This is a genomic window from Lysobacter sp. yr284 (genome assembly GCF_900107375.1).
Classification (GTDB): Bacteria; Pseudomonadota; Gammaproteobacteria; order Xanthomonadales; family Xanthomonadaceae; genus Lysobacter.
In genome coordinates, this window is record NZ_FNPT01000001.1 from 1 (window position 1) to 21,474 (window position 21,474).

Sequence of the window (21,474 nt, forward strand, 5' to 3'; positions counted from 1 at the left end):
GCCGGCCCCGGCCAGCGCGTGGGCCTGTGCCTGCCGCGCGGCTGCGACCTGCTGGTCGCGCTGCTGGCGATCCTGAAGACCGGCGCGGCCTATGTGCCGGTCGATCCGCATGCGCCCGCGGCTCGGCGCGGCTTCATTCTCGAAGACAGCGGCGTCTGCCTCAGCGTCAGCCAGCGCGCGCTGGCCGTCGAGCTGCCCGGCACGGCGTTGTGCCTGGACGATCCGTTCACCCGCGCGCAGCTCGATGCCGTGGTGCCGGGCGAGTTGCCTAAGGTACCAGTCGATGCGCCGGCCTATCTGATCTATACCTCCGGCTCGACCGGCACGCCCAAGGGCGTGGTGGTCACGCACCGCAACGTCGAGCGGCTGTTTACCGCAGCTACGCAGGACGGCCATTTCGCGTTCGACGAACACGACGTGTGGAGCCTGTTCCACTCGCATGCGTTCGACTTCGCGGTGTGGGAACTGTGGGGCGCGTGGCTGTATGGCGGCCGCGCCGTGCTTGTGCCGGAAGCGGTCTGCCGGCAGCCCGATGCTTTCCTTGATCTGCTGGCCGAGCAAGGCGTCACCGTGCTCAATCAGACGCCCTCGGCGTTCTACGCGCTGCAGTCGCAGGCGGTGCGACGCGAGGTTCCGCTGAGCGTGCGCACGGTAGTGTTCGGCGGCGAAGCCTTGGAGCCCTCGCGCCTGCAGCCCTGGCGTGAGCGCTACCCGAGCGCCGAGTTGGTCAACATGTACGGCATCACCGAAACCACGGTGCACGTCAGCTTCCACCGTCTCAGCGACGAAGACCTGCAAAGCCCGGCCAGCCGCATCGGCCGCGCGTTGCCGGACCTCGCAGTGCACGTGCTCGACGATGCCGGCCAACCGGTACCGTTGGGCGTGGTCGGCGAGTTGGTGGTCGAAGGCGACGGTGTCGCCCAAGGCTATTGGCAACGACCGGAACTGACCGCCGAACGTTTCGTCGCCATCGATGGCCAACGCCGCTACCGCTCCGGCGACCTCGGCCGCTACCACGCCGACGGCTCGCTGGAGTACCGCGGCCGCGGCGACGATCAGGTCAAGCTGCGCGGCTACCGGATCGAGCCGGGCGAGATCGCGGCCAAGCTGGCGGCATTGCCGCAGCTCGTCGATGCCGCAGTGACGGTCGAAGGGCAGGGCGAAGGCGCGTGGCTGATGGGTTACGCAGTCGCCGCGCCGAACGCCGAACCCGACCCGCAGGCGCTGCGCGATGCACTGCGTGCGGTGCTGCCGGACTACATGCTGCCGCGTCAGATCCAGCTATTGCCGGCGCTGCCGCTGACCGCCAACGGCAAGCTCGACCGCAAGGCCCTGCCCAAGCCGCAGACCGAGGACCGCGACGAAGGCGCGCTCGAATCGGCCAGCGAACAACGCCTGGCCGAGCTGTGGCGACAGTTGCTCGGCGGCGAGCGGCCTGGACGCCATGCGCATTTCTTCGCCCGCGGCGGCCACTCCTTGCTGGTGGTGCGCCTGGCCGAGGCCATCCGCGTCGAGTTCGCGGTGGCCGTGCCGCTGAAATCCCTGTTCGAGCAGCCGCGGCTGGCCGAACAGGCGGCCTTGCTCGACGCCCTCGCCGCACCGCAATCGGCGCCCGAACAAGCGGACGAAACCTGGGAAAGCTTCGAACTATGAGCGCCTCGCAATTGCTGATCGACCTGCGCCGCCAGGGCGTGCGCCTGAGCCTGGCCGACGGCCGCCTGCAGGTGCAGGCGCCGCCGGGCGTGCTGACGCCGGCGCTGCGCGACCGGCTCAAGGCCCATCGCGATGAGTTGACCGACTTGCTCGCGGCCAACGATCCGGCCGCGGCGGCCGGCGAAGCGCCGATCCCGCGCCTGCGCGACCGCCAGGACGCGCCGCTGTCGCCGGCGCAGCAACGCCTGTGGCTGCTGCAGCAATTGGAATCCGACCCGGCGCTGTATCTGATCCCTGCGGCGCTGGAGCTGCGCGGCGCGCTCGACCCCGATGCGGTGCGGCGCGCCATCCAGGCGCTGATGACGCGCCACGAAGCCCTGCGCACCGTGTTCCGCGAGAACGAAGGCGAAGCCCGCGCGCACCGGCTGGATGCCTGGCCGGACCCGCTGCACTGGCGCAAGTTGGCGGCGAGCGCCGATCAGGACGCGGCGTTGGCGCAGGCCATCGCCGCCGCCTGCGCGGACCCGATCGACCTGGAACGCGGGCCGATGCTGCGCGTGCATGCGTTCGCGCTGGAGCCGAACCGTCACGTGCTGTTGCTGTTGTTGCACCACATCGCCGGCGATGCGCAATCGATGGCGGTGCTGACCGCCGAGTTCGCCCAGGCCTACGCCGCCGCGCTGGAAGGAGTGGAACCGGCCTGGACGCCGCTGCCGCTGCAGTACGCCGACTACGCCCATTGGCAGCGCGAGCGCTGGCGCGAAGGCCGGCTCGACGCCAGCCGCGACTGGTGGGTGGAGCGCCTGCAAGGACTGGCGCCGCTGCATGCGCTGGCCACCGACCACGCCCGCCCGGAACGGCTCGGCAATGCCGGCGCACGCTTGAGCCTGCGTCTGGACGCGCACGAACGCGCCGCGGTGCTGGACCTCGCCCAGGCTCACGACACGACCGTCTTCGTGGTGCTGCAGGCCGCGTTCGCGCTGCTGCTCAAGCGCCACGGCGATCACGCCGACGTCGCCTTCGCCACGCCGGTCTCCGGGCGCGAACATCGCGAGCTGCAGCCATTGGTGGGCTTCTTCGTCAATACCCTGGCGATGCGCCACCGGGTCGAGGAAGAGTGCTCGGTGGGCGCGTGGCTGGCGCAGGTCAAGCGCGCCACCCTGGACGCGTTCGCGCACCAGGCGCTGCCGTTCGACAAACTGATCGAGGCCGTGCAGCCGGCGCGCAGCCTCAGCCACGCGCCGCTGCTGCAGATCATGCTGTCCTACCAGCGCCGCGAGGGCGACGGGCTGCGTCTGCCGGGCCTGGACATCCGCCCGTGGCCGCTACCGCAGGCCGGCAGCAAGTTCGAGCTGTCGCTGGATGCGCTCGACGGCGACGACGGCCTCGAGCTGAGCTTCGAATACAACACCGAATTGTTCGCGCCGGCGCGCATCGCCGCCATGGCCGCGCAACTGCGGCGCCTGCTGGCGCAGATGTGCGCCGACGCGGGCGCGCCGTTGAGGGCGCTGGACATGCTCGACACCGCGCAGCGGCAAGCGCTGCAGGCATGGGAAGGCCAGGTGCGCGTGCGCGGCGAGCGCCCGGTGCTGTGCGAGATCGTCGCCCACGCCGAACGCGCTCCCGACGCGATCGCGCTGGTCGATGGCGCGCTGACGCTGAGCTATGGCGAACTGCTGCGTCGCATCACGGCCACCGCCGCGGCGCTGGCCGCGCACGGCGTGCGCGCCGGCGACCTGGTGGCGCTGCGGCTGCCGCGCAGCGCTGCGGCGATCGAATGCCTGCTGGCCTGCCATTGGCTCGGCGCCGGCTACGTTCCCCTGGACACCGCGCTGTCGGACGAGCGCTGCGCGTTCATCCTGGCCGACGCCGGTTGCCGGCTGCTGATCGCCGATGCGCCGGTCGGCGACATCGCCTGGCTCGCGCCCGCGACGCTGGCGCAGACGCCGCAGGCCGCTGCCGCGCCGCCGCGGCAAGACGCGCTGGCGCATCCGGCCTATGCGATCTACACCTCCGGTTCGACCGGCCGTCCCAAGGGCGTACGCATTTCGCAGCGCAACCTGGCCGGCTACGTCCGCGCGGTGGCCGAACAGTACCGGATCCAGCCGCACGACCGGGTGCTGCAGTTCGCATCGCTGTCGTTCGACATCAGCGTCGAGGAGATCTTTTGCGCGCTCGCCGCCGGCGCCGCGCTGGTGCTGCGCGACGAGGAAAGCGTGGCCGGCCCGGCCGGTTTCGCCGCGTTCGTCGCGGCGCAGGCGATTTCGGTGGCCTCCTTGCCGACCGCGTTCTGGCATGTGCTGTGCGGCGATCCCGCCGTGGCGGTGCCGGCCGACAGCCCGCTACGTTTGCTGGCGATCGGCGGCGAAGCGGCCCGCGCCGACTGCGTGCGCGCCTGGCGCCGCGCGGTCGGCCCGCGCCTGCGCTTGCTCAACACCTACGGCCCGACCGAGGCCACCGTGGCCGCGACCTGGTTCGATCTGGGCGCGAACGAGGACGTGCGCATCGGCCGCCCGTACCCGAACACCCGCTGCCTGGTGTTGCAGGGCGAGGCGCGCGTGCCTGAGGGCGTGCCCGGCGAACTGGTGCTGGCGGGCGAGGGCGTGGGCGAGGGCTACATCGGCCACGCCGCCGCGAGTGCGGCCGGCTTCGCCGAGTTGCGTGGCGAACGCGTCTACCGCACCGGCGACCGCGTCTGCTGGCGCGACGGCGAGTTGCAGTTTCTCGGCCGCCGCGACGACCAGGCCAAGGTGCAGGGGTTCCGGGTCGAGCCGGGCGAGATCGAACCGGCGCTGCGCGCCATCGCCGGCGTCGCCAATGCCTGCGCGGTCTGCCTGCGCGATCCGGCCGGCGATAATCGCCTGATCGCCTATTGGCAGGCCGACGTCGACGCCGGCGGCGCGCCCGGCCACGGCGCGCCCGACCAAGCCAACCTGCGCGCTGCGCTCGCGCGCGAACTGCCGTTCTACCTGGTGCCGAGCCGCTTCGTGCGGCTGTCGCGACTGCCGCTGAACGTCAACGGCAAGCTCGACCGCCGCGCGCTGCCGGCGCCGGACTGGGACACCGCGCCGCCGTCGCCGGCTGCGGCGCTGGACGAACGCGAAACCGCGCTGCTGGCGCTGTTCCGCGAAGTGCTGGGCCAGCCCGGGTTCGGCCCGGACGACGATTTCTTCCGCGCCGGCGGCCATTCGCTGGCCGCGGCGCGGCTGGCCGGATTGATCCGCACGCGCCTGCAGCGGGCGTTGCCGCTGCGCGAACTGTTCGCCGCGCCGAACGTGCGCGCCCTGGCCGCGGCGCTGGAGCGCGGCGAGGTCGAGACCGCGGCGCCGCAACGGCTGTCGCGCGCGCAGCGGTTGCCGCTGTCGCCGGCGCAACGCCGCTTGTGGTTCCTGCAACAACTCGACGCCGCCTCGCCGAGCTACAACATGCCTGGCGCCTGGCGGATCGAAGGCACGCTGGACCCGGCCGCGCTGCACGCCGCGTTCGCCGGCCTGCTGGCGCGGCACGAGGCGCTGCACAGCCGCGTCGCCAGCGACGCCGGCGCGCCGTATGCGCTGCCCGATCCGCAGGCCGCACTGCCGTGGCAGGAACTCGACCTGTCGGCGCTGGCGCCGGCCCAGCGCGAGGCGCACCTGCAGCAACGCCTGCACGCCAGCGCGACCGCCGCCTTCGACCTGGAACGCGACCTGCCGCTGCGGATCGAGCTGATCCGGCTGGGCGCGGACCAACACGCACTGCTGGTCTGCCTGCACCACATCGCCGCCGACGGCGCCTCGCTGGGCCTGCTGATGGCCCAGGCCAATGCCGCCTACCGCGCGGCGCTGCGCGGCGAGCGCGAGGACGAGGACGGCGCGCGCCTGCACTACGCCGATTTCGCCGATTGGCAACAGCGGCTGCTCACCCCCGAGCGCGAACAGCGCTTGCTGGCGTATTGGCGCGAACGCCTGTCCGGCGCGCCGGCGGTGCACAGCCTGCCGCTGGACCACCCGCGCCCCGAGCGCCCGGACCACCGCGGCGGCCACCACGCCTTCGTACTGCCGGCGGCGCTGGTGGCGCGGCTCGACGCGCTCGCGCTGGACTGCGGCGTCACCGCCTTCATGCTGCTCAAGAGTGCGTTCGCGCTGGTGCTGGCGCGTTACTCCGACAACGACGATATCGTCCTGGGCACGCCGGTGTCCGGCCGCGAACGCGCCGAGTTCGAGCACACCATCGGCTTCTTCGCCAACACCCTGGTGCTGCGCGAATCCGTCGACCGCTCGCGCAGCCTGCTCGAATCCCTGCGCGCCGGCCGCGCGCAGTATCTCGCCGATTTCGACCACCAGGCACAGCCCTTCGACACCCTGGTCGAGGCGCTGGGATCGGCCGGGCAGGGCGGGCCGTCGCCGTTGTTCCAGATCCTGTTCGCCGTGCACGAAGGCGGCGGCGCGCTGGAATTCCCCGACGCGCGCCTGATTGCGCTCGACCACGCCAGCGGCACCGCCAAGTTCGACCTTAGCCTGCACCTGACCCGCCGCGACGGCGCTTTGCACGGCCAGTTCGAATTCGCCGCCGCGTTGCTGCGCGAAGACACCGTGCGCAGCCTCGGCCAATCGCTGGCGGCGTTGCTGGCCGATCTGGCCGAGCGTCCCGACACGCCGGCCGGCGAGCTGGCGCTCGCCGTCGCGGCCCTGCCGCAGCCGGCAACGGCCGTGGCGGACGCGGCGCACGCCGATCTTTGGTCCTGGTTCGAGCGCAGCGCGCAGACCCATGCGCAGGCGGTCGCGCTGGAGCACGGCGAGCGCCGCATCGACTACGCCGAACTCGCGCAACAGGCGCGCGAGTGTTCCGACTACCTCTACGCGCACGGCGTCCGCGCCGGCGACCGGGTCGGCCTGTGCCTGGCGCGCGGCTGCGCGCCGCTCGTGGCCATCCTCGCCTGCCTGCGCCTGGGCGCGGCCTACGTGCCGCTGGACCCGGCCTATCCGAGCGAGCGTTTGTTGCGGATCGCCGCGGAGGCGCAGTTGCGCTGCATCCTCGCCGATGCGGCGGGCGAGAGCGCACTGGCCGGCGCCGACGCGACGCGCCTGCCGATGCCTGCGGCGGAGGCCGGCTTAGCGCCGGCGCCGACCGCGGCCATCGATCCCGATAGCGCGGCCTACGTGCTCTACACCTCCGGCTCGACCGGCACGCCCAAGGGCGTGGTCCTGCCGCACCGCGCCCTGACCCAGTTGCTGGCCGCCCAGGCCGCCGACCAGCCCTTGTTCGGCGAACGCCTGGCGACGCTGCAGTTCACCTCGTTGAACTTCGATGTCTCGTTCCAGGAAATCTTCACCGCGCTGACCAGCGGCTCGCGCCTGGTGCTGGTCGATGAAGCGCAACGCCAGGACCTGCCGGCGCTGCTCGAGCTGATCCGCACGCGCGCACTGCAGCGGCTGTTCCTGCCGGTGGCGGTGCTGAGCCTGTTGCCGATGCTGGCGCAACACCGCTTGCCGGAGTTGCGCCTGATCGCGGTCGCCGGCGAGGCGCTGTCGGTCTCGCCGGCCTTGCGCGATTTCTTCGCCGCACACCCGCACTGCCGCCTGGTCAATCACTACGGGCCGACCGAAACCCACGTGGTCACCGCGCATACCCTGGCCGCCGATCCGCTGCGCTGGCCGGCGCTGCCGCCGATCGGGCGGCCGCTGCCGAACCTGCGCCTGAGCGTGCGCGACGCGCGCGGCACGGCGCTGCCGCAGGGCGCCATCGGCGAGCTCTACGTCGCCGGTCCCGCGCTGGCATCGGGTTATCTGGGCCGGCCGGATCTCACCGCCGAACGCTTCGTCGTCGATGCCGACGGCGCGCGCGCCTACCGCACCGGCGACCGCGTGCACCTGGGCGGCGACGGCGAGTTGCGCTACCTGTCGCGCGGCGACGGCCAGATCAAGCTGCGCGGCTTCCGCATCGAGACCGGCGAGGTCGCCGCACAGTTGCAGGCCGTGCCCGGCGTGCGCGCCGCCGCGGTCGATCTGCGCAGCGATCCCGCCGGCGAGCCGCGCCTGGTCGCCTGGCTGGCCAGCGACGAGGACGCCGCCGCGCTGCGCGAACGCGCCGAGCGTCAGGCCGAACGCAGCCTGCCCGCGTTCATGCGCCCGCAGGCCTATGCCGTGCTCGCGCGCCTGCCGCTGACCGTCAACGGCAAGCTCGACCGCGCCGCGCTGCCGGCGCCGCAGTGGCAACGCGAACCCAGCGCGGCGCAGCCCGCGCAGACCGCGACCGAAGCGGCGCTGCTGGAGCTGTGGCGCGAACTGCTCGGCAACGAGAGCCTTGGCGTCACCGACCATTTCTTCGCCCACGGCGGCCATTCGCTGCTGGCCGTGCGCCTGCTCGCGCGGGTGCGCGAACGCTATCCGCACGCGCCGCCGCTGGCGGCGATCTTCGCCGCACCGACCGTGCGCGAACTGGCTGCGCGCATTGATGAGTTGGCCGACGGCCGGCCTGCCGACGCGCCGGTTGCAACCGACCGCTCCGGCGAACTGCCGCTGTCGTTCGGCCAGGCCCGGATGTGGGCGCTGGAACGCCTGACCGGCGGCGCCGCCGATTACCTGATTCCGGCGGTGGTGGAGTTGCGCGGCGAGCTCGACGCGGCGCGTTTGCTGGCCGCGTTCGACGCGGTCTGCGCGCGCCACGAGGTCCTGCGCAGCCGCTTCGGCGAACGCGACGGCGAAGGCCGGCAGACCGTGCGGCCGGCCGCCGCCGGCGCGGGCTGGATCGAAGACGCGGCCGATTGGAGCGAGGACGCCTGCCGCGACCGCGTGGCGGAACTGGCCGCGCGCCCCTTCGACCTGGCCGAGCAGGCGCCGCTGCGGGTCGCCTTGCTGCGCCGCGCCGCCGACCGCCATGTGCTGGTATTGGTGCTGCACCACATCGTCGCCGACGCGGCCTCGCTGCCGATCCTGCTCGCCGACCTGCAGGCGGCGTACGCCGAACCGGCGCAGCCGTTGCCGGCCTTGCCGCTGCAGTACGGCGACTATGCGCTGTGGCAACGCGGCCGCGAAGGGCAGGCGGCGGCGGTGCAGGACCTGGCCTGGTGGCGCGAGCGCCTGCAAGGACTGCCGACGGTGCACGGCCTGCCGCTGGATCGGCCGCGCCCGCCGCAGCGTTCCTACGCCGGCGCGACCCTGCGCCAACCGCTGCCGCCGACGCTGCTGGCGCGGCTGGACGCGTTGGCCGCGCGACAGCGAGTCAGCCGCTACGTGCTGCTGCAAGCGGTGTTCGTGCTGTGGCTGCATCACTTCAGCGAAGCCGAAGACCTCGTCCTGGGCACGCCGTCGGCGGCGCGCGACCATGCCGGCCTGGACGGCATGATCGGCTTCTTCGTCGACACCCTGGTGCTGCGCCATCGCGCCGAACCGTCGATGCGGTTCGACCGGTTGCTGGCGGCGGTGGCGGCCACGGTTGCCGAAGCGCTGGCGCACCAGGACACCCCGTTCGAGCACTTGGTCGATGCGCTGCGGCCGCCGCGCGAGCTGGCCCACAATCCCTTGTTCCAGATCATGTTCTCGGCGCAATCGGCGCAGCCGCTGCGGCTGTCGCTGCCCGGCATCGAGGTGCGCGCGCTCGACGCGCCCAGCCGCAGCGCCAAGTTCGACCTGTCGCTCGACGTCAACCAGCTCGAAGACGGCTGCGTGGCGTTCTGGGAGTACGCCACCGATCTGTTCGACGAAGACAGCGTGGCCCAGTTCGCCGCGCACTACCTGCGCCTGCTCGAAGCGGTGGCCGACGCGCCGGCGCGGACTCTGGCCGAACTGGCCCGGGTCGAGGAGCGCTGGCCGCCGGCGCCGGCCGTACCGGCCCCTGCGTATGTGGCTGCGCGCATCCGCGAGCACGCGCTGCGCACGCCGCAGGCGCTGGCGGTCGAGGACGGCGAGGTGCGCCTGGACTATCGCAGCCTGTGGCAGAGCGCCGGCGCGCTGGCCCGGCGTCTGCCGCGCGACGGCACGCCGGTCGCGGTGCTGGCGCCGCGCGGCTGGCAATCCATCGTCGCCGAACTGGCGGCCTGGCGCGCCGCGCGCGCGTTCCTGCCGCTGGACCCGGCGCATCCGCCGGCGCACCTGCAAGCCATCGCCGCCGACGCCGGCGCCGGCGCGCTGCTGCGCCACGCCGATTTCGCGCTCGACCTGGCGCTGCCGAGCTGGACCATCGACAGCGCCAGCGAACCCGATGCAGCGCAGGACGACGACGGCGATGCGTTGCCGGACGAAGCCGGCATCGCCTATCTGATCTACACCTCCGGCTCGACCGGCAAACCCAAGGGCGTGGTGATCGGCCACGACAATCTCGCCGCCTACGTCGAAGCGGCCGGCGCGGCCTATGTCATCGGCGCGCACGACCGCGTGCTGCAACTGGCTTCGCCCGGTTTCGACATCGCCATCGAAGAGACCATGCTGAGCCTGGCCCACGGCGCCGCGGTGGTGGTCGCCGGCCCGCAGTTCCTGGCCCAGGCCAGCGGCTTCTGCGCGGCGCTGGCGGCGCAGGCGATCAGCGTGACCAGCCTGCCGACCGCGTTGTGGCACGTGCTGGCCGAAACCGCGCAGGGCGCGCAGGCGCCGGCGTGCTGGCGCCTGTGCGTGCTCGGCGGCGAAAGCCTGCAGCCGGGGCTGCTGGCGCAGTGGCGCCGGCACATCGCGCACGGCCCGCAGTTGATCAACACCTACGGCCCGACCGAGACCACGGTGGTGGCCAGTCACTACCCGCTCGGCGACGACGGCCGCGTCGCCATCGGCCGGGCGCTGGGCGATACCCGCCTGAGCGTGCGCCGCGACGGCTGGCCGGTGGCCGCGGGCTTGCCGGGCGAACTGGTCATCGGCGGCGCCGGCGTCGGCCGCGGCTACCACGGCCAGCCGCAGCTCAGCGCCGAGGCGTTCTTCGAGTCCGAAGGCCAGCGCTGGTACCGCAGCGGCGACCGGGTGCGCTGGAACGGCGCGGGCCAGCTCGAATTCCTCGGCCGCAGCGACCACCAGCTCAAGCTGCGCGGCTACCGGGTCGATCCGGAGCAGGTCGGCGCAGTGCTGGCCGGCCATCCCGCGCTGCGCCAGGCGGTGGTGGTCGCGGTGCGGCCGGCGCAGGAGGATGCGTATTTGGCTGCGTATGTTGTCGCCGATGCGGACGCGACGTCGGTCGAACCGGCGGCGCTGCGCCAGTGGCTGGGCGCGCGATTGCCGGACTACATGCTGCCGCAAGCCTGGTCGGCGCTGCCGGAGTTGCCGTTGACGGTCAACGGCAAGCTCGACCGCAAGCGCCTGCCCGACGCGCCGCGTCTGGCCGCGCCGGCCACGGCGGCCGCGCCGCTGGCGCCGCGCAACGATTGCGAGCGCGAACTGGCGGCGATCTGGTGCGAGCTGTTGCGGCTGCCGCAGGTCGGGGTCGAGGACGACTTCTTCGCCCTCGGCGGCAATTCGCTCGGCGCGATCCGGCTCAAGGCTCGGGTCGAAGCGCGCTTCAACGTGGAACTGGAACTGGCCGGGCTGTTCGCCCGCCCGACCATCGCCGCCCTGGCCGAGCGCATCTCCGCCGCCGGCCAGCGCATCGCCGCCGACGACATCGGCTTCCTCAACGATTTGCTGGACGAACTGGAATGACCGCTGCTTCCGAACTGCGCGCGATCGCCGAGCGCGCGATCAACCTGCCGGCGCACAAACAGGACCTGTTCCTGGCGCGCCTGGACGAACGCGGCCTGGACGCGGCGCTGCTGCCGATCGTGGCCCGCGCCGATACCGACGCGGCCACGCCGCTGTCGTTCGCCCAGCGCCGCATGTACCTGGTCGAGCGCATGTCGGCGCAGGCGCTGTACAACCTCGCCTCGGGCCTGGAATTGCACGGCGAACTGGACCTGCAGGCGCTGCGCGGGGCGCTGGACACGATCGTCGCGCGCCACGCGGTGCTGCGCACGGTGTATCGCGAAGTCGACGGCGTCCCCCAGCAACAGGTGTTGGCACACGCACCGGTGGCGCTGGAGGAGCGCCGCTTGCAAGACGATGCCGAGCGGCAGGTACGCGAGCGGCTCGACGCGATGCAGGCGCAGCCGTTCGCGCTCGACGCCGAAGCGCCGCTGCGGATCGAGCTGTACCGGCTCGGCGAGCGTCGCTGGGCGCTGCTTTGGTGCGTGCACCACATCGCCTTCGACGCCTGGTCGGAAGGGGTGCTGCAGAACGAACTGGTGCAGGCCTATTCGGCCCTGGCCGACGGCCGCGCGCCGGCGCTGGCGCCGCTGTCCGCGCAGTACGCCGACTATGCCGCCTGGGAAGGGCTGTGGCAGCGCAGCGCCGGCTTCCGCCGCCACAGCGATTACTGGCACGATGCGCTGGCGGGCGTACCGGATCAATTGTCGCTGCCGTTCGACCACGCCCGGCCCGCCGCTTCGGCGCGCGGCCACGCCGGCGCCGAAGCCCGCCGCACGCTGCCGCCGGCGCTGACCCGGCGTCTGTACGAACTGACCGCGAACCTGCTGCCGGGGCGCGAGACCACCCTGTACACCTTGTTGCAGACTGCGTTCGCCTGGTTGCTGGCGCGCTACGGCAACACCGGCGACCTGTGCATGGCGACCTCGATCGCCAACCGCCAGCGCGCCGAACTCGAGCCGCTGATCGGCTGCCTGGTCAACACCCTGGCGATCCGCCACCGGGTCGAGGCTGCGCTGCGTTTCGACCAGGCCGCAGCCGCCGCCGGCGACACCATCACCGCCGCGTTCGAACATGCGCAGGTGCCGTTCGAACACGTGCTGGAGCGGCTGGACATCGCCCGCGACGGCGCCCGCCCGCCGCTGTGCCAGGTATTGTTCGTGCTGCAGAACGTACCCGACGCCGGCGCCCTGGCCTTGCCGGGGCTGAGCATCGCGCCGCTGGCGCAGGAACAGCGGCTGGCGCGCTTCGACCTCAGCCTGCGCATCGCCGAGCGCCGCGACGAGGCTCATCTGGGCCTGCATCTGGAGTACAGCACCGAGCTGTTCCAGGCGCCGACGGTCGAACGCCTGCTGGCCGACTTCGAGGCGGTGCTGGAACAGGTCTGCGCCGCGCCGCAGATGCGCTTCGCCGATGTCGTGCTCGCGCATGAGGCGCGGGGCGAAACGGTCGAGCTGGTAGCCGCCGCCACCGCGCAATCGCTGCTGTGGCAGGCGCCGGCACAGGCGGTCGCAGTAGAAGAGGGCGATGCGAGTTGGACCTACGCGCAGCTGCGCACGGCGGCCGGGCGGATCGCCGCGGCGCTCGATGCGGCGGGAACGTCGCCGGGCGCGCACGTGGCACTGTGCCTGCCGCGGACGTTCGCGCAACTGGCGGCGATGGCGGCGGTGTGGCATCGCGGCGCGGCGTGGTTGCCGCTGGACCCGCAGCATCCCGATGCTCGGCAGATCGCCGTGCTTGAGGACAGCGGCGCGCAGGTCGTGATGGGGTGGGGCGCTGCGCCGGCGTGGCTGCCGGCATCGGTGCGCTGGCTCGATGCCGAATCGGTCCTGAGCGACACCGAGCCGTATGCGGAGCCTTCGCTTGTGGATGTAACGGCCGATACGCCGGCCTACCTGATCTACACCTCTGGCTCGACCGGCACGCCGAAGGGCGTAGTGGTGAGCCAGGGCAATCTGGCACACTACGTCGCCGGCGTGCTGCCGGTGCTGGGGCTGAGCGAAGACGCCTCGTTGGCAACGCTGTCCACGGTCGCGGCCGACCTCGGCTTCACCGCCTTGTTCGGCGCGTTGCTCAGCGGGCGCCGGGTGCGCCTGCTGCCGGCGGAACTCGCGTTCGATGCGCAAGCATTGGCCGCGCATCTGCAGGCGCATCCGGCGGATTGCCTGAAGATCGTGCCGTCGCATCTGGCCGGCTTGCTCGCCGCGGGCGGCGGCGCATCGGTATTGCCGCGCGAATGTCTGGTGACCGGCGGCGAAGCCTTGACCGGCGCGTTGGTCCAGCAAGTGCGCGCGCTCGCGCCGTCGCTGCGGATCGTCAACCATTACGGCCCGACCGAAACGACCGTCGGCATTCTGACCTGCACCGTGCCGGACGAATGGCCGGCAGAGCAGGGCATCCCGGTCGGCCACCCGCTGGCCGGCAACGAGGCCTGGGTACTGGACCGGTTCGGCTTGCCGGCGCCGGTCGGCGTGACTGGCGAGTTGTATCTGGGCGGCGGCAATCTGTCGCTGGGATACTGGCAGCGTGCAGAGCAGACAGCCGAACGCTTCGTCGCTCATCCGTTCGCGCCGGGCCGCACGCTGTACCGCAGCGGCGACCTGGCCAAGACCGATAGCGAAGGCCGGATCGTGTACCTCGGCCGCGGCGACCACCAGGTCAAGATCCGCGGCTACCGCGTCGAACTCGGCGAAGTCGAGCAAGTGCTGGCGCAGCTGCCCGGCATCGAAGTCGCCGCGGTACTGGCGTTGCCGGGCGCCAACGGCGTCCTGCAACTAGGCGCTTGCGTGCAAGGCACGCTGGATGGCATCGCCGAAGCGTTGGCGCAAAGACTGCCCGAATATCTGTGCCCGACCCGCTGGCGCATCGTTGAATCGATGCCGCGCCTGGGCAACGGCAAGATCGACCGGCAAGCGCTGGCCGAGCTGCTGCAACAGGATGAGACTGATCCCTCGGCCGAAACCGCCGAGGAAGCCCCGGTCAACGAAGTGCTGCGCGAGCTGTGGCAGAAGCTGCTGGGCCGCGCGCATATCGGCGCGCACGAGAATTTCTTCGCCCTGGGCGGCGATTCGATCCTGAGCCTGCAGGTCGTGGCGCGGGCGCGCCAGGCCGGGCTGGCGCTGATGCCGCGGCAGCTGTACGACCATCCGACCCTGGCCGCGCTGAGCGCGCAGGTGCAGGCGACCGCGCCGGCGCCCGCCGCACCCAAGCCCGCACCTGAGGCCGAACAAGCCTTCGGCCTGACCCCGATCCAGCACTGGTTCTTCGAACAGGCGCTCGACGAACCCGCGCACTGGAACATGTCGGTCTGCATCCGCATCCCCGAGCGCCTGCAGCCGGCGGCGCTGGAAACCGCCGTGCGCGCCGTGGCCGAACGCCATCCGATGCTGCGCGCCCGCTTCGCCCGCGACGCGGCCGGCGCCTGGCAGCAGCGCATCGCCCCTTGGCTGCCCGCGCAGTTCGCCCATCTCGAAAGCGATGCGGCGGGCCATGCCGCATCGATGCGCGCCTGGCAAGCCAGCCTGGACCTCGGCAACGGGCCGCTGTTCCGCGCGCTCTATCTCACCGCCGCCGATGCCGCGGACGGACGTCTGTTGCTGGTCGCCCACCATCTGCTGATCGATGGCGTGTCCTGGCGCGTGCTGCTGGAGGACCTGCAGCGCGCCTATCGCGACGCCGCCGACGGCCGCGAGCCGACGTTGGCGTCGCCGCCGGCCGCGTTCAATCAATGGCAGCGGCATCTGCACGAAGGCCTGTCGCCGCAGCGCCTGCAGCAATGGCGCGAGTACTGGGCGCGGCCGCAGGCCGGCGACTACGCGCGCCTGCCGTTCGCCGCCAGCGACAACCGCGAGTGCGATGCCGCCAGCGTGCACGCGCGGCTCGACCGCGCGGCCACCGCGCGCTTGCTCGGCGAGGATACGCGCGCACTGCGCACTCAGCCGCAGGAACTACTGCTGGCCGCGCTGGCGACGGCGCTGGCCCGACTGTGCTGCGCCAACGACATCCTGATCGAACTGGAAGGCCACGGCCGCGAGCCGGTCGACAGCGAGCTGGACCTGTCGGAAACCGTCGGCTGGTTCACCAGCCGTTATCCGGCGCGGCTGCGCCTGCCCGCCGGCGCCGCGCCGGCTGCGACCCTGACCGCGGTCAAGGACCAGTTGCGCGACATTCCCGATCGCGGCCTGGGCTACGGCGTGCTGCGCTATCTGCACGGCGAGCTCGCGCAGGCGCCGGTGCCGCAGGTCTGCTTCAACTACCTCGGCCAGGTGCGTTCGGGCGAGGCCGGCGGCTGGGACTTCGCCGGCGGCGACGACGGCGGCAGCCGCGCGCCGGGCACCCGCCGCAGCCATCTGCTCGATGTCGGCGCCCTCGTCGTCGACGGCGAGTTGAGCGTGGACTGGACCTATCCCGCCGACGCGGTCGGCCGCGACGCGATCCAGGCACTGGCCGACGCTTTCATCGCCGCCTTGCGGGCGCTGCTGGCGTTGGACGGCCGCGACGCCGCCGCTCCCACCCGCAGCGACCTGCCGCTGGCCGGGCTCGACGATGCCGGTTTCGACCGCCTGATCCACCGCTACCCGGACCTGGAAGACGCCTATCCGGTCTCGCCGCTGCAGCAGGGCCTGTTGTTCCATGCCCTGGATGCCGGCGAGCAGCCGCTCTACATCAACCAGAGCACGGTCACCCTCGAAGGCGAGTTCGATGCCGACGCGTTCGCGCAGGCGTGGACGCTGGCGCTGGCGCGGCATCCGATCCTGCGCACCGGCTTCGCCTGGGACGGCCTGGAGCGGCCGCTGCAGGTGGTGCGCAGCCGCGCGTCGCTGCCGCTGCGCCGGCACGACCTGCGCGAGCGCGACGAGGCCGGCGTCGCCGCGGCCCTGGCCGAAATCCAGCGCGAGGACCGCACCACGCCGTTCGCGCTCGACGAAGTGCCGCTGATGCGGGTGCGCCTGCTGCAGTGCGCGCCGCAGCGGCATATCGTGGTGTGGACGCGCCACCATCTGATCGTCGACGGCTGGAGCTCCGGCCTGCTGATCCAGGAGGTGATGGCCGGCTACCGCACGCTCGCTCGCGGACAACGCCCGTCACTGCCCGCCGCGCCGCCGTATCGCGATTATCTGGGCTGGCTGGCGCGGCAGGACCGTGCGCGCTCCAGCCAATGGTGGTCGCGCGAGTTGAGCGCGCTCGACGCACCGGCGCGGCTGCCCGAAGCCGCCGCTCCGCAGCCCGGCTTCGCCCATGTGCAACGCGAACTCGATGCGACGGCAGCGGCCGCGCTGGCCGCCGCCCACGCGGTGACGCTGGGCACCGTGGTGCAGGGCGCGCTGGCGCTGGTGCTGCGCCGCTATTACGGCCGCGACGATTTCTGCATCGGCCTGACCAGTTCCGGCCGTCCGGCCGAATTGGCCGGGGTGGAACGCATGCTCGGCGTGTTCATCAATACCTTGCCGCTGCGCTTGCGCATGGGCCGCGCGCAAGCCGAGCCTGCGCAATCGCCGGGCGCATGGCTCGCGCAACTGCAGCGGCACGGCCTGGACCTGCGCGAACACGAACACCTGCCGCTGGCCGAGGTGCAAGCGCTGTCCGGCCTGCCGGGCGGCGTCTCGCCGTTCGACACATTGCTGGTGTTCGAGAACTATCCGGCGGCAGCTGGCGAGGCCGGCGGCGAATTGCGCGTGCGCGAACACGAAGGCGCGGACCTGACCCATTACCCGCTGACCCTGGCGATGCTGGCGGACGAATCCAGGCTGCACGTGCAAGCCGTGCTCGACCGCAGCAAGCTCGATGGCTGGCTGGTGGAGCAACTGCTGGAGGACCTGGCGTTCGTGCTGCGGCAATTGCCGTCGTTGCAACGCCTGGACGACTTGCCGCTGCTGCCGTCGCAGACCCGTTCGGCGGCGTGGACCGGACGCGCCAGCTATCCGAGCACCGGCAGCCTGGTCGCGCGCTTCGCCGAAGTCGCCCGGCGCCATCCCGCGCGTATCGCAGTCTCGACCGAAGACGGCGAACTCGACTACGCCGCGCTCGACCGGCGGTCTTCGCAACTGGCGACGCTGCTGATCCGCCAAGGCGCCGGCCCCGGCCAGCGCGTGGGCCTGTGCCTGCCGCGCGGCTGCGACCTGCTGGTCGCGCTGCTGGCGATCCTGAAGACCGGCGCGGCCTATGTCCCGGTCGATCCGCATGCGCCGGCGGCGCGGCGCGGGTTCATTCTCGAAGACAGCGGCGTCTGCCTCAGCGTCAGCCATCGCGCCTTGGCGGTCGAGCTGCCGGGCACGGCGTTGTGCCTGGACGATCCGTTCACCCGCGCGCAGCTCGATGCGGTAGTGCCGGGCGACTTGCCCGAAGTACCAGCCGACGCGCCGGCCTATCTGATCTACACGTCCGGCTCGACCGGCACGCCCAAGGGCGTGGTGGTCACGCATCGCAACGTCGAGCGGCTGTTTACCGCAGCTACGCAGGACGGCCACTTCGCTTTCGACGAACACGACGTGTGGAGCCTGTTCCACTCGCATGCGTTCGACTTCGCGGTGTGGGAGTTGTGGGGCGCGTGGCTGTACGGCGGCCGCGCGGTGCTGGTGCCGGAAGCGGTCTGCCGGCAGCCCGATGCGTTCCTTGATCTGCTGGCCGAGCAACGCGTCACGGTCCTCAACCAGACGCCCTCGGCGTTCTACGCGCTGCAGTCGCAGGCGGTGCGACGCGACGTTCCGCTTCAAGTGAGAACAGTGGTGTTCGGCGGCGAAGCCCTGGAACCTTCGCGCTTGCAACCCTGGCGCGAGCGTTATCCGAGTGCCGACCTCATCAATATGTACGGGATCACCGAAACCACGGTACACGTCAGCTTCCACCGTCTCAGCGCCGAAGACCTGCAAAGCCCAGCCAGCCGCATCGGCCGCGCGCTCCCGGACCTCGCGGTGCACGTGCTCGACGATGCCGGCCAACCGGTACCGTTGGGCGTGGTCGGCGAGTTGGTAGTCGAAGGCGACGGCGTCGCCCAAGGCTATTGGCAACGACCGGAACTGACCGCCGAACGTTTCGTCGCATTCGACAGCCAACGCCGCTACCGCTCCGGCGACCTCGGCCGCTACCGCGCCGACGGCTCGCTGGAGTACCGCGGCCGCGGGGACGATCAGGTCAAGCTGCGCGGCTACCGGATCGAGCCGGGCGAGATCGCAGCGAAGCTGGCGGCATTGCCGCAGCTCGTCGATGCCGCAGTGACGGTCGAAGGGCAGGGCGAAGGCGCATGGCTGATGGGCTACGCAGTCGCCGCGCCGAACGCCGAACCCGATCCGCAGGCGCTGCGCGAGGCGTTGCGCGCGGTGCTGCCGGACTACATGCTGCCACGCCAGATCCAGCTATTGCCGGCGCTGCCGCTGACCGCCAACGGCAAGCTCGACCGCAAGGCCCTGCCCAAGCCGGACGCGGCGCAAGCGGCCGACCGGCGCATGCCGCGCAATGCGCTGGAATGGCAGTTGCTGGACGCCTGGCGCCAGGTGCTGGCGCGCAACGACTTCGGCATCGACGACGATTTCTTCGCCCTCGGCGGCCATTCGCTGCTCGCCACCTCGCTGCTCAGCCGCCTGCGCCGCCTGCGCGGCCAGGACCTGCCGCTGGCGCTGGTGTTCCAGCATCCGACCATCGCGCGCATGAGCGAGCACCTGGGCGCGCAGCGCGCCGGCGCCAACGCGCTGGTGCGCCTGCGCGGCAGCGGTGCGGCGACGACGCGGCTGTTCTGCCTGCACCCCGGCGGCGGCCACACCCTGGCCTATGCGCCGGCGCTGGAGCGCCTCGATGCGAACGTAGCTGCGTTCGGCATCAACTCGCGCATGCTGGTCGACAGCCAGTGGCGGCCGGCCAGCCTGGAGGCGTTACTCGACGACTATCTGGCGCTGATCCGCGCCGAGCAGCCCGAAGGCCCGTACGCGCTGCTGGGCTGGTCGCTCGGCGGCACGCTCGCTTACGCCCTGGCCGAGCGGCTGGAGCGCGCCGGCGACGCGGTCGCCTGGGTCGGCCTGATCGACTGCTTCGGTTGGCGCGAGAAGGAACGCGTCGCCGATCCCGCCCTGCACGGGCTGCGCTGGTTGCCGGAGTACTTCGCCTATCTGGAACCGGCCCAGCGCGAACCGCTGTACGCGCAGCCGCAGCGGCTGGCCGAACTGGACGCCGCGCTCGCGCACGCGGCCGACGAGGCCGCGCGCCAGGCCGTGCTCGCCGCGCACTATGCCGCGCTGGCGGGGCAGGGCGTGGCCGACGCCGAACGCCACCTGCTGCAGCTGCGCCTGTTCCGCAGTTGGGACGAGGTGCTGGCGGGTTACCGACCCGGCCGCCTCGCCGCGCCGGTCGCGCACTGGCAGGCCGCCGACAGCGTGGCCCTGTTCGGCGGCAACGCCGACGCCTGGCAGGCGCACGCCGCGGTCGAGCAGACCGTGCTGGCGGGCGACCACTACTCGATCATGCAGTCGCCGGCCCTGGCCGACGCCGTGGCCGCGGCCGCGCGCCGCGCCCGCGCCGCAGAGGTGTCCCCATGTCGCTGATCCGCCTGTTGTTCCGCAGCCATCGCGCGTTCATCGCCCTGGCCCTGTTGCTGAGCCTGGTCAGCGCCGCGATCGGCGTGGCCATGATCGGCTACGTCGACCGGCTGCTGGCGCAGGTCGGCGACGTGCGCGGGCTGGCCGGCTTCGCCGCGCTGCTGGTGGCCTTGTTCGTGTTCGGCAGCGCCGCGCAACTGGCCATGTCCACGCTCGGCCACAAGGTGGTCTACCGGCTGCGCCAGACCATGGTCAAGCGGGTGCTCGACACCGACGTGGAGCGGCTGGAAGCGGTGGGGCTGGCGCGCATCCTGGCCACCCTCAACGGCGACATCAACACCATCACCCTGGCCTTCGCCAGCCTGCCGTCGGTGGTCTACGGCATGACCCTGACCCTGGGCGGCTTCGCCTACCTGGCGTGGCTGTCGCTGCCGCTGTTCGCCGCCTGCGCGCTGATGATCGCCGTGGCGGTGGGCTGCAGCGTCGCGCTGATGGCGCGCACCCGGCGCGAGGCGCGCCTGGCCCGCGACATGGAGGACCATCTCTATCGCCACTACCAGGCCGTGGTCGAGGGCCGCAAGGAGCTGGCCCTGAACCGCGACCGCGCCCGCAGCGTGTACGAACACGAGTTCGAACCCGACGCCCGCCGCAGCCGCGACCACGAGATCCGCACCGACATCTACAACGGCCTCAACCAGAACTGGATCAACACGATCCTGCTGGCCACCATCGGCCTGGCGTTCTTCCTGGTCGGCTATCTCGGCTGGGCCAGCCCGGGCACGGCCGCGACCTTCGCCTTCGCGCTGATGTTCCTGCGCACGCCGATGGCCGGCATGGTCGGCTCGGTGCCGAGCCTGATCGCCGGCAGCGTGGCCCTGGCCAAGGTCGACAGCCTGCAGTTGGCGCCGCACCGCGAAGGCTTCGGCCACGACGACGCGGCGCTGCCGGCGGACTGGTCGCGCCTGCAGCTGCGCGGCGCCGCCTATCGCTACGCGGCGGCGACCCCGGAGGAACCGGGCTTCGGCGTCGGCCCGATCGACCTGAGCCTGCGCCGCGGCGAGCTGTTGTTCGTGATCGGCGGCAACGGCAGCGGCAAGAGCACGCTGATGCGGGTGTTGTCGGGCCTGTACCGCCCGCAACAGGGCGCGCTGTGGCTGGACGACACCGAGATCGACGCCGCCCGCACGCCGGCCCTGCGCCGCCTGTTCGCCACGGTGTTTTCCGATTTCCACCTGTTCAACCGCGTGCTCGGCCCGGACGGCGGCCACCTCGGCGACGAGCGCGCGCTGGCGCTGCTGACCCGGCTGGAACTGGCGCACAAGGTCTCGATCGGCGCCGGCGTGCTGTCGGACACGCGCCTGTCGCAGGGCCAGCGCAAGCGCCTGGCGTTGTTGCTGGCCTGGGCCGAGCAACGGCCGATCCTGCTGCTGGACGAATGGGCGGCCGACCAGGACCCCGGATTCCGCCGTTTCTTCTACGAGCAGTTGCTGCCGGAACTGCGCGCGGCCGGCAAGACCATCGTCGCGGTCAGCCACGACGACCGCTATTTCCACCTCGCCGACCGGGTGCTCAAGCTCGACGGCGGCCAATTGGCCGAATACGACGGCGACAGCGCCGTGGGAGGGCGAACGGCGCATGCGCCGGCGCAGGCGCTGGGGTAA

At 72.0% G+C, this 21,474-nt stretch carries 4 protein-coding genes; all 4 read left to right on the forward strand.

From position 1 onward, the window contains the following. Positions 1 to 1,653: amino acid adenylation domain-containing protein (locus BLV01_RS00005; protein ID WP_139178335.1), on the forward strand; the 1,653-nt coding region annotated here is incomplete at its 5' end. After that, positions 1,650 to 11,249, forward strand: coding sequence for a non-ribosomal peptide synthetase (locus tag BLV01_RS00010; RefSeq protein ID WP_091792911.1), 9,600 nt, complete (start codon positions 1,650 to 1,652; stop codon positions 11,247 to 11,249). The genes BLV01_RS00005 and BLV01_RS00010, both read left to right, overlap by 4 nt. Further along, positions 11,246 to 19,819 (forward strand): non-ribosomal peptide synthetase, encoded by an 8,574-nt coding sequence (locus tag BLV01_RS00015; RefSeq protein WP_091792913.1) that lies wholly within the window; start codon positions 11,246 to 11,248, stop codon positions 19,817 to 19,819. The genes BLV01_RS00010 and BLV01_RS00015 overlap by 4 nt, the downstream gene beginning before the upstream one ends. After that, positions 19,810 to 21,474: a multidrug ABC transporter permease/ATP-binding protein gene (locus BLV01_RS00020; protein WP_091792915.1), complete on the forward strand. Its 1,665-nt coding sequence runs from the start codon at positions 19,810 to 19,812 to the stop codon at positions 21,472 to 21,474. Before BLV01_RS00015 ends, BLV01_RS00020 begins: the two co-directional genes overlap by 10 nt.